Annotated in this window: 8 protein-coding genes and 2 tRNA genes; 5 read left to right on the top strand and 5 right to left on the bottom strand. The window is 63.7% G+C overall.

What is annotated here, in order from left to right; genetic code table 11:
• The first annotated feature begins 152 nt into the window (after nt 1–152).
• From map to F8N82_RS04230, 3 genes are all read left to right on the top strand, one after another.
• Nucleotides 153–941 (top strand): type I methionyl aminopeptidase, encoded by a 789-nt coding sequence (gene map, locus F8N82_RS04240; protein WP_038993962.1) that lies wholly within the window; start codon nt 153–155, stop codon nt 939–941.
• A gap of 99 nt (nt 942–1,040) precedes the next feature.
• On the top strand, nt 1,041–1,736 hold the full coding sequence (locus F8N82_RS04235; RefSeq protein ID WP_038993961.1) for a DUF1266 domain-containing protein: 696 nt from the start codon (nt 1,041–1,043) through the stop codon (nt 1,734–1,736).
• On the top strand, nt 1,733–4,423 hold the full coding sequence (locus F8N82_RS04230; RefSeq protein WP_038993960.1) for a DUF805 domain-containing protein: 2,691 nt from the start codon (nt 1,733–1,735) through the stop codon (nt 4,421–4,423). Before F8N82_RS04235 ends, F8N82_RS04230 begins: the two co-directional genes overlap by 4 nt.
• Here the strand turns inward: F8N82_RS04230 and F8N82_RS04225 are convergent.
• The 3 genes from F8N82_RS04225 to F8N82_RS04215 all read right to left on the bottom strand — a co-directional run bounded on the left by F8N82_RS04225 (nt 4,417) and on the right by F8N82_RS04215 (nt 6,434).
• The gene (locus F8N82_RS04225; protein ID WP_038993959.1) at nt 4,417–6,108 is read right to left on the bottom strand and encodes a molecular chaperone HscC; all 1,692 of its coding nucleotides are present in this window, start codon (nt 6,106–6,108) and stop codon (nt 4,417–4,419) included. The genes F8N82_RS04230 and F8N82_RS04225 overlap by 7 nt on opposite strands.
• 157 nt (nt 6,109–6,265) lie before the next feature.
• Nucleotides 6,266–6,342, bottom strand: a tRNA-Asp gene (locus F8N82_RS04220).
• 16 nt (nt 6,343–6,358) lie between these two features.
• Nucleotides 6,359–6,434: transfer RNA gene (locus F8N82_RS04215), tRNA-Val, on the bottom strand.
• A 160-nt stretch (nt 6,435–6,594) separates the two neighbouring features.
• Between F8N82_RS04215 and rdgC the strand changes: the two genes are divergently transcribed.
• Nucleotides 6,595–7,515, top strand: a complete 921-nt coding sequence (gene rdgC / locus F8N82_RS04210; RefSeq protein WP_038993958.1) for a recombination-associated protein RdgC — start codon at nt 6,595–6,597, stop codon at nt 7,513–7,515.
• 163 nt (nt 7,516–7,678) lie between these two features.
• Entirely contained in the window at nt 7,679–7,996 is a 318-nt protein-coding gene (gene sugE, locus F8N82_RS04205; protein WP_038993957.1) for a quaternary ammonium compound efflux SMR transporter SugE, read from the top strand.
• A gap of 15 nt (nt 7,997–8,011) precedes the next feature.
• Here the strand turns inward: sugE and F8N82_RS04200 are convergent, their stop codons facing one another.
• Nucleotides 8,012–9,892: an MFS transporter gene (locus tag F8N82_RS04200; protein WP_038993956.1), complete on the bottom strand. Its 1,881-nt coding sequence runs from the start codon at nt 9,890–9,892 to the stop codon at nt 8,012–8,014.
• 79 nt (nt 9,893–9,971) lie between these two features.
• Entirely contained in the window at nt 9,972–11,117 is a 1,146-nt protein-coding gene (locus tag F8N82_RS04195; protein ID WP_038993954.1) for a TDT family transporter, read from the bottom strand.
• Nucleotides 11,118–11,122 lie beyond the last annotated feature (5 nt).

Raw genomic sequence — 11,122 nt, 5'->3', positions numbered from 1 at the left:
AGAATCGGCAAGGCCTTGCGCTGCGGGCTTCAAGCACTCAGGAGAAGCGCCCGGCTGCACCGCAATGGGCCCGCTTGCACCATCGGATGGCACAGTCAGCAGGGGTGGCCTTATCATTGGCACACATTCCGAGAGACGAAATACCTTCCCCCATGAACCAAGTGGTTTTGAAAAACGCCGAACAACTGGCCCTGATGCGCAATGCCGGGCAGTTGCTGAGCCAGGTGTTCGCCCACCTCGACAGCTTCATCGCCCCCGGGGTCAGCACCCTGCAGATCAACGACCGCGCCGAGGCGTTTATCGTCGATGTGCTCAAGGCGCGCCCGGCGAGCAAAGGCCAGTACGGCTTTGCCTATTCGCTCAATACCTCGGTCGATCACGTGGTGTGCCACGGCGTGCCGCATGCCGATGAAGTGCTCAAGGCCGGCTCCATCGTCAACGTCGATATCACCCTCGAGCAAGGCGGCTACATTGCCGACTCGTCGAAGATGTACTGCCTGGGGCAGATCGATGCCGCCGCCCGGCAGTTGGTCGACACCACCTATGCCGCGCTCTGGCAAGGCATTCACCAGGTGCGTCAGGGCGCGACCCTGGGCGATATTGGCCACGCCATCCAGCGCCATGCCGAAGCGGCGGGCTACAACGTGGTGCGCGAGTATTGCGGCCACGGCATTGGCCGGCAGATGCACGAGGCGCCCGAGGTGCTGCACTACGGCCACAAGGGCAGCGGCCTGCAGCTCAAGCCGGGCATGGTGTTTACCATCGAGCCGATGATCAACCAGGGCGGGCGCGGGGTGCGCACTCTCAAGGACGGCTGGACGGTGATCACCCGCGACCGCAGCTTGTCGGCGCAATGGGAGCACACCATCGCCGTTACCGCCGAAGGTTTTGAGGTGCTGACCCTGCGCGAAGAAGAGCGCGCCATGCTGGCCAGCACTTAACTCGGCGAATCCGGTTTGCCGCGCACTGCGCGGCTCTCTACAATCCGCGCCATTACGGCCGGCACCTGCACATTCCCCTACCGGCCCCGGAGCTTTTTCATGGAAGAAATCGAGCAGCACTGGCTGTACGCCCTTTCCGCCCCCATGGCCGCCCTCAACGGCGCCAGCTACACCGCCGCGACCTACTTCGAAAGCTACGACGAAGACGAGACCGACCTTAAAAAGTGGTGGGGCATCAACAATCGCCAGGAGTTGCTGAACATGCTCAGCATGGCCGACACCGGCCACGCTTTGGAGCTCAAGGACGCCTACTGGCAAGCCGCGCGCTGCCTGCCCAGCGAGTGGCCACAGGTACTTGAAGCGCTGACGCCGCGCAAGCGCATCCAGTACGAGTTCGCCCGGCGTACCCTCGGCGACTGCGGCCAGGGCGGCGTGCGCGCCTGGGACCTGGGGCGCATGGGCTACCTGCTGCGTGCCGGGTTGCGCAAGGGCTACCTCAGCATTGATGAAAGCCTCTGGCTGCACAGCCGCCTGGCCCTGCGGGCACGGCACTACTACAACGGCTGGGACCGCTACCTGGCCGGTTACCTGTTTGGCAAGGCGCTGTGGAACTGCTCCAGCGCCAGCGACGAAGAGTTGGCGCTGTCCCTGGATCGCCAAGGCAGCGAACACTGGAACCGCTGCATCATGATGAACCTGAGCCACGACGCCCTGGGCTTTTTCGCCAGCATTCCCTGGGACCTGCCGCTGAGCCCACCGGAACGCCCTGACACCCTGCAAGGAGGCTGGTCATGAGTTGCTGGATTCGCCTGGGCATCGAGCCGACCACCGACCCCGATGTCATCCGCGGCGCGTACCGCGCGCTGTTGCCGCAGCACCACCCGGAAACCGACCCGCAGGGCTTCCAGGCGTTGCGCGAGGCCTACGAGCATGCCCTGCGCCTGGCCCGCGACGAGCCGGATGAATCCGCTGAGCACGACGCGCCGGCACCTGTACGCAATGAGCTGATCGAACAGACCATGCGCGACTTCGCCCAACTGCTCGGCGACCCGACCCGACGCTTCGATCCTCCGGCCTGGCAGGCGTTCATCGATAGCTTGAGCAGCCTGACCCTGGGTGACCAGGAACAGGTCAGCTGGCACCTGCTGTACAAGCTGATGGAAACCGGCCCGTTGTCGCACGCCTGCGTGCAACTGATGGCCAGGCACCTGGGCTGGGAAAACGAAGTGCTGCGCCTGGAAGATCCGCGCCAGGCGGATGAATTTCTTGAACGCATCAGCGAGCCGGACCCGTTTGACACCAGCTTGATGAAGCACTGGTCGATTGAAGCGCAAATCGAAACCCTGTGGTTCGCCAGGAACCTGGATTTCCTCTACCACACCCGGCCGCTGTTCGAGTTCGAGAGCTTCGTCACCCTGCACACCTGCCAGCCGTTCCCGGATGACCAGGCCTTTATCCAGCGCCTGCTGGTCAAGCTGTGCCAGGCCAGCATCGGCAGCACCAGCTTCTTTGCCATGATCGCCGAGCAGCAACGCCAGGCGCCGGACGATATCGACCTGCTGTACCTGCTCGCCTGCCAGGCCAGCGACACCGGCCAGGAAGAACTCGCCCGCCAGTGCTGGACCCGCCTGTGGCGCGAGCACCAGCATCCGGAAGCCGCACGCTGGCTGCTCAACCTGTGCGCCCAGCATCAGCCGCAGCGCCTGCCGCTGTTGATCCAGGCCCTCGATCGCCTGCAGCCGGTCTACCAATGGCCAGAAGACCTGAACGATCCGGCGCAGATCTGGGGCAGCCCTTCACAGCGCCCGGAAACCCTGACGCGCTGGTTCGATGCCGCACGTGACGAGCACCCGGGTATCGCTGGTGAGTTCATCAAATGGCGCCTGGACGGCAAAGACGAACTGCCACTGCTGGCCTGGCTGCTCGACGATCAGCCGGACCGCCAGCTGCAGCGCCTGTACCGCCACGCCTGGGCCCTGCACCGCGGTGACAGCGGCCTGCTGCGGCAAATCATCGCCGAGCCGCTGGGCGACGACCCGCTGGATCTGCTGATTATCGAAGGCTTCAAGTACCAGGCCGAGCAGCAGTTGCGCTGGCTTGAACAGTCGCCGCTGGCCCTGGCCCTGACCGCCTTCATCAACAGCCCTGCGGCGCAGCCGCAACTGCCCGAGGTGCTGCAAGAAGGCGCCGGCCAGTCAGTGGCCCGCGACTGGCTGCGGCGGATGCGCAGCTACCCGGCCGCGACCCTGCCGAAGCTGACTGCACTGATCAAGCCGGCCAACCTGATGCCGACGCCCTTCGGCGTGCAACTGCTTTCGGACCTCGCCGAAGCCGGTATCGAGCTGCCACGCCCGCCTGTCGACGACGGCCTGTGGGCCTGGCACCGGCAGAACCTGTTCATGCTCGCCCTGATCGGTGAGCCCGAGCGCTGGCTGGCGATGGTGCCGGGAACGTTGCTGGCCAGCCTGCCGTACCCGGCCGAGCATCCGTTCGCCGGGCTGCAGCAGTTGCTGTTGCGCCTGCGCAGCCAGCAAGGCAACGTCGATGGCCTGCTCGGCTGGCTGGATGACAGCGACCCGCTGCAGTGCTTTATCGGCCAACGCCTGTCGACGGTGCAGCAAGCCCTGGACAGCGCCAAACTGCCCAGCAACCTGAAACTCTACGCCTGCCTTGAGAACGACCCGCGCGCCTTTGATGATGACGTGCTGGGCATGATGGTGCTGTGCGCCATCCTGTATCACGACCCGACGCTGAACGCCGAACAGCATGGCAGCCTGCTGCGGCGCATCTCCACCCTGACCTGCCCGGATGACTGGTTCGAACCGTTTCGCAACGGCCTGATCAAGGGCGAGCCGGTGCGCCCGCCGCGCAAGGTGCTGGAAGAAGACGAGCTGATCAACAGCACGCTGTTCTACAGCATGCTCGACAGCCTCAAGGACCTGGCGCGCTACGGCAGCGCCGGGGTCCCGCGAGCCAAGGTGCTCAAGGAATTGCAGCGCGGCAAGGATTACCCGGGCATGGACGCAGGCATTCGCGCCGCCCTGACCGCCTTGCTGTCGTGGTCCGAACGCCTGCTGCTGGAAAACTCCGGCAGCCAGCCAGTACCGGCCTCGCACCTGTGGAAACTGGGCAGCCGCCTGGGCCGCAAGGGCTACGGCGTGCAGGTCGCTGCCAGCGTCATTCTCGGGCCGATCCTGACCCTGATGGCCGGCAGCGCAGTCGAGCAGATCTTCTTCGGCCTGTTGTTCGTCGGCGTGCTTGGCAGCGCCACCCTGCGCCGCCTGCACGACATTGGCCGGGGCATCCCGATGATGATCATCTTCGTGATGCTGATCCCGTTCCTGCATTTCTTGCCGCTGGTGCTGTTGCTCCTGCCGGGCGAACCGCTGCCCAACCGCTATGGCGTGCCGCCCGTCAACCAGCCCCAGGACACCCTGCAGGGTGGCCTGCAAGCCGCCCTGCGGCGCCTCAACAGTCAGTAGCGCATGTCGTCCAGCGCCTCGATGAGGCGCTGGCGAGCGCCGGCGATCTCGGTCGACTCCTGGCCGGCCAGGATCGCGCTGAACTCGTTGAGCCAGTCGCCGATCGCATCGCGTTCAGCCCCCAGGCTCTGCGCCCAGGCCCGCTCCAGGCGTGCCAGCAAGGTACGGTTGGGCAAGGCATCGCGTGGGTGGATCTTAAGCCCGGCAAGGCGCTCATGGCTGGCTTGGCGCGCTTGTTCATCCAGCCCGGTGGGGCTGCGATCGATCACGTGGCTGAACTGCTCGCGGGTCTGCGGCAAGGTCACATCGACTTCCAGCAGGCCGTTGATGTCGTAGCTGAAGCGCACGTCCAGGCGCTGGATCTTGCCGTTCGGGGTCAGCGGGATCTGGAAGGAGTCGACGAAGATGTTGTCTTCGACCCAAGGCCGCTCACCTTGATAGACGCGGATGCTGATGGCTTTCTGTTCAATATGGGTGCTGTAGAACGGCTTGATCCGTGACGTAGGGATCACGGTATTGCGGTCGATGATCGGCGCAAAGATCTCGGTCTGGTATTCACCATCCATCGCAGCAATGCCCAGGGTGTAGGGGCAAACGTCGGTGAGGATCAGCTCTTCGATCGCCGAATCGCGCGCCTTGCACGCCGCCTGGGTGGCGGCACCGAGGGCGACGATGGTGTCCGGGTCGAGGTGGCGGTAAGGCAGGCGGCCGAACAGGGTCGAGACCATCTGCTGGATCACCGGCATGCGCGTGGCGCCGCCCACCAGCACCAGGCTGTCGAGGTCGCTGGCGCGCAGGCGGGCATCGCGCAGGGCCTGCTCGATCGGTGCACGAATCCGCGCCAGCAACGGTGCCCAGATCTTCTGCGCGCGGGCTTCATCCAGCGACCACTGGCGGCTGACGCCGTCACCGTTCCAGCTCAGGTGCTGTTCGCCCTCGCCCAGCTTGCACTTGAGCTGCTCGATGGCATCGGCAAGGCTGGCCAAGGCCTGGGGCGCGAGCATCGCCGGCTTGAGTTGCCAGTCCTGCAGGCAGGTCTGCAGCAACGCACCGGTAAAATCTTCGCCGCCAAGGAAGTTGTCGCCGGTCGAAGCATGCACTTCGATCAGCGGCAACGCGTATTCGAGCACGGTCACGTCGAAGGTACCGCCACCAAGGTCGAAGATCAGCGTGCGTTCGAACTTCTGCTCGTGCAGGCCGTAAGCCATGGCCGCAGCGGTCGGTTCGTTGATCAGGCGCTGGACTTTCAGGCCGGCAAGCTCGGCGGCAAAGCTGGTGCGCTTGCGCTGCTCGTCGCTGAAATAGGCCGGCACGGAAATCACCGCTTCGCTGACCGGGCAGCCGAGGAAGGCTTCGGCATCGGCCTTGAGTGCACCGAGCACCAGCGCCGACAGCTCTTCAGGGGTGAAGATCTGCTCACCGAGGTTGATCTTTTTCTCGCTGCCCATGAAGCGCTTGAAGGCCGCGGCGCTGCGTTGCGGGTGGGTGGTCAGGCGGGAACGGGCGGCCTTGCCGACCAGGATGCTGCCGTCTTCGTCGAGACTGACCACCGAGGGAGTGAGCACGTCGCCAAGGGCGTTGGGGATCAGTTGTGCCCGGCCATCCTGCCAGACCGCCACCAGGCTGTTGGTGGTGCCCAGGTCGATACCCAGCATTGGCGCCGGGGAAGTGCTTGCATCCTGCATGTGCGATCTCTTGCTCAGAAGTGGGGCTGGCACGGAGAAAAACAGTAGCGTCCCAGCGTACTGGTGGATTCTGGACGAATTCCAGAAACAAAAAAAGCGACCCTAAGGTCGCTTTCTTTGTGGCTTCAGGGTGTTCAGTGGGCCCTGAAGCTAAATATGGCGCAGCGGACGGGACTCGAACCCGCGACCCCCGGCGTGACAGGCCGGTATTCTAACCGACTGAACTACCGCTGCGCGATACACTGAGAAGTGGTGGGTGATGACGGGATCGAACCGCCGACCCTCTGCTTGTAAGGCAGATGCTCTCCCAGCTGAGCTAATCACCCTTCGTCTCGGTGTGGCGCGCATTCTACGGAGCACCGCACACTCTGGCAAGCACTTTTTAAAAAAAATTTTTCAGGCGTTCCAAAGACTTAGCGGTGCTTGGCCTGAAGCGCCCGCTCGGAGTTTAATGCCCTCCTTATGTGTTGAGGAGAGATTCACCCCATGTGGTTCAAAAACCTGCTGACCTACCGCCTGACCCAGGACATCCCGTTCGACCCCGAGGCACTGGAAACCGCTCTGGCCAGCAAGCCGGCTCGCCCATGCGCCAGCCAGGAGTTGACCACTTACGGCTTCGTCGCCCCGTTCGGCAAAGGCGAAGACGCGCCATTGGTGCATGTCAGCGGCGACTTCCTGCTGATTGCCGCACGTAAAGAAGAACGCATCCTGCCGGGCAGCGTCGTGCGCGATGCGGTTAAAGAGAAGATCGACGAGATCGAAGCCGAGCAGATGCGCAAGGTCTACAAGAAGGAGCGCGACCAGATCAAGGACGAGATCATCCAGGCCTTCCTGCCGCGCGCCTTTATTCGCCGCTCGATGATCTTCGCCGCCATCGCCCCCAAGCAAGGCCTGATCCTGGTCAACTCGGCCAGCGCCAAGCGTGCCGAAGACCTGCTGTCGACCCTGCGTGAAGTCATGGGCTCGCTGCCAGTGCGCCCGGTGACGGTGAAGATCGCTCCGAGCGCGACCATGACCGACTGGGTCAAGACCCAGCAAGCCGCCCCTGACTTCTATGTACTGGACGAGTGCGAACTGCGCGACACCCACGAAGATGGCGGCATCGTCCGCTGCAAGCGCCAGGACCTGACCAGCGACGAAATCCAGCTGCACCTGGGCACCGGCAAGGTGGTCACGCAACTGTCGCTGGCCTGGCAGGACAAACTGTCGTTCGTGCTCGACGACAAGATGGTCATCAAGCGCCTGCGCTTTGAAGAACTGCTGCAGGACCAGGCCGAAGAAGACGGCGGCGACGAGGCCCTGGGCCAGCTCGATGCCAGCTTTACCCTGATGATGCTGACCTTTGGCGAGTTCCTGCCGGCGCTGTTCGAGGCGTTGGGTGGGGAAGAGATTCCGCAGGGGATCTGACTTTAAGCTTCAAGCTGCAAGAAAGAGCAACAGCCACGCGCGCGCTGCCTTTGCTTGCAGCTTGCAGCTTGCAACTGATAGCTTGTGCCCCCTGTGAGGACGGCCTCACGACGCACCGCGTGACCATTCCGGGGACGGCCCCATCACTTGATGGAGACTCTGAGTGTCCTGGATCATCCTGTTTTTCGCCGGCCTGTTCGAAGTCGGCTGGGCCGTCGGCCTGAAATACACCGACGGCTTTTCCCGCCCGCTGCCCACCGTACTCACCGTCGGCGCCATGGTCATCAGCCTCGGCCTGCTGGGCCTGGCCATGAAGGAGCTGCCGCTGGGCACCGCCTACGCCATCTGGACCGGCGTCGGCGCCGTCGGCACGGTCATCGCCGGGATCATCCTGTTCGGCGAATCCATGGCCCTGGTGCGCCTGGTCAGCGTCGCGCTGATCATCTGCGGCCTGGTCGGGCTCAAGGTCAGCGCCAGCTGACCCCGCCCCGCCCCTTCAGCGTGACTCGCCGCGCAAGGCGCTGACCCGCTCACGCAAGATTGCCGGTTCTGCCGCTTCCACCGGAACGGCAGAACCGGCCACCAGGGTCACCCGCGACCACAAGCGGCGAAAGAAACCCTTGGCCGGATCACGACTGAAGAAACTCCCCCACAAGCCCTGCAATGCCATCGGAATCACCGGCACCGGCGTCTGCTCGATGATCCGGCTCAGGCCGCCCTTGAACTCGTCGATTTCACCGTCACTGGTCAGCTTGCCTTCGGGGAAGATGCACACCAGCTCGCCATCCGCCAGGTAAGCGGCGATCTGCTTGAACGCCCGCTCGTAGGTCTGGGCATCTTCACTGCGTCCGGCAATCGGAATCGCCCCGGCGGTACGGAAGATAAAGTTGAGCACCGGCAAACGGTAGATCTTGTAGTACATGACGAAGCGAATCGGCCGACGCACCGCGCCACCGATCAGCAGCGCATCGACGAACGACACATGGTTGCACACCAGCAGCGCTGCGCCCTGGTCAGGAATCTGCTGCAGGTCGCGGTGCTCGACGCGGTACATGGAATGGCTGAGCAGCCAGATCATGAAACGCATGGTGAACTCGGGAACGATACGGAAGATGTAGAAGTTCACCGCGATATTGAGCAGCGACACCACCAGGAACAGTTGCGGGATAGTCAGCTCAAGGAAGCTCAGCAGCACCACGCTGAAAATCGCCGACACCACCATGAACAGCGCATTAAGGATGTTGTTGGCGGCAATCACCCGCGAGCGTTGATCCTCCGGGGTACGCGACTGGATCAGCGCGTACAGCGGCACAATATAAAAGCCGCCAAACACGCCCAACCCCAGAATAGATCCCAACACCCACCAGGCCTGGCCAATGCCCAGCACCGCCAGCCAGTCATAAGACGCAGCCGCCGGCAGGATTTCGCCGGAATGCCACCACCAGAGCAGGCCGAACAGGCTCAGGCCGAAGGAGCCGAACGGTACCAGGCCGATTTCCACCTTGTGCCCGCTCATGCGCTCGCACAGCAGCGAACCGACGGCGATGCCCACCGAGAACAGGGTAAGGATCAGGGTGACCACGGTCTCGTCGCCATGCAGCCATTGCTGGGCGTAACCGGGGATTTGCGTCAGGTACACCGCGCCGACGAACCAGAACCACGAGTTGCCGACGATCGAGCGCGACACCGCAGGCGTCTGCCTGAGGCCCATGCGCAGGGTGGCCAGGGTCTGGCTGGCGATGTTCCAGTTGATTTTCAGCTCCGGGGTGGATGCGGCGGCACGTGGAATGCCGCGGCTGGCCAGGTAGCCCAGCACCGCCACCAGCACCACCGCCGACGCGGCCCAAGCACCGTAATTGGCACTGGACATCAGCACCCCTGCACAGATGGTGCCGGCCAGGATCGCCAGGAACGTGCCCATTTCCACCAGGCCATTACCACCGACCAACTCTTCCTCGCGCAGGGCCTGGGGCATGATCGAGTACTTCACCGGGCCGAACAGCGCCGAGTGAGTGCCCATGCCGAACAAGGCCAGGAGCATCAGCCCGGGCATCTGGGTCATGATGCCAATGGCTCCGACCGCCATGATCGCGATTTCGGCCAGCTTGATCACGCGGATCAACGCATCCTTGGCGTACTTCTCGCCAAACTGCCCGGCCAGCGCCGAGAACAGGAAGAACGGCAGGATGAACATCAAGGCGCAGAGGTTGACCCAGATGGCAGTGTCGTGGCCGTGGGCGCTGGCGAGCTTATAGAGAAACAGCAGGATGACCGACTGCTTGAACAGGTTGTCATTGAACGCACCCAGCGACTGGGTGACGAAGAACGGCAGGAAGCGCCGTTTGCCAAGCAGGCTGAATTGTGAAGATTGACTCATCGTCCGTGTACCTGAGTGGGGCTTTGTTATTGGATACGCGCAGGCCGCACAAAGCCACAAACACCCAGGTAAATGCAATCTACTTGTTCAGCCCGGCAATGCACGGCGACACGAACAGCTCGCCATGCCAGGCGCCGCGCAGGGTCAGGGCCGTCACCAGCAGCCACAGCGCCGCAAGTGCTACCACCAGCAGCATGCCCATGTCATGGAAGAACCCCAAACCCAGCCAGGCCGCCAGTTTCAGGGTGGCCAGGGTGTACACACCCAGCGGGAAGGTAAAACCCCACCAGCCGAGGTTGAACGGCATGCCGTGGCGGATGTAGCGCAGGGTGATCAGCACGGCGGTAAGCAACCACCAAAGGCCCGCCCCCCATAGCACGATGCCGGCAATCAGGCCCAGGCCACGGGCGATTTCCCCCAGGCTGCCCAGGCCGTTGGCGGCGAAGATCGCCGGGGCATCGGCACCGAGCAGGAGCATGCCCAAGGCACCGGTACCGATCGGCCCAAGGGCCAGCCAGCTCGACGCCGCCATGTTGGCCTGCGGCAACTTGTGCAGGGCCATGCGCAGCATGAGGATGGTGAGGATGCTGAACGCCACCGGCAACGACACCGCCCACAGCACATAGCTGGTGATCAGCACCTGAAACTGCGTGTGCGCATCCACCAGGTGCGGTGCCAGCAGGCCACCGGTGGCCGCGGCAACCTCCGCCGCCACCACCGGCAGCAACCACACTGCAGTCATCTGATCGATGCTGTGCTCCTGGCGGGTGAACATCAGGTAAGGAATGGCCACGCCACACAGCAGGGCCAGGCCGACGTCGAACCACCACAGCGCCTCGACCCACGGCAGGATGCCCTCGCCCCAGCGGTTGATACCGAACACCAGGCAGCCGTTGAGGATGGTCGCCAGGCCCATGGGGATGGTGCCGAAAAACATCGACACGGTGGAATGGGCGAAGATTCGCCGCGCTTCGTCAAAGAACATTACCCAGCGCGCGGTGTACAGCAGGGTAAACAGCACGAACAGGCCGATGGTCAGCAACCACAGCGATTCGGCCAGGCGATGCAAGCCTGGTACATCGACCTGTGCCAGGGCCAGGGCGAGCACGCCGGTGCCCATGGTCGCGGCGAACCAGTTGGGGGTGAACTGACGGATCACTTCACGCGGATGCGCCAGCTGGCTCAGCGGGCGTAACGGCGAGGTGCGGGTTTGGCTGCAGGGCATGATGG

Source organism: Pseudomonas fluorescens (assembly GCF_902497775.2).
In the GTDB taxonomy this organism is placed as follows: Bacteria; Pseudomonadota; Gammaproteobacteria; order Pseudomonadales; family Pseudomonadaceae; genus Aquipseudomonas; species Aquipseudomonas putida_F.
The sequence above is the reverse complement of the archived record's forward strand: the minus strand, read 5'-3'. Positions and strand labels throughout refer to the sequence as shown.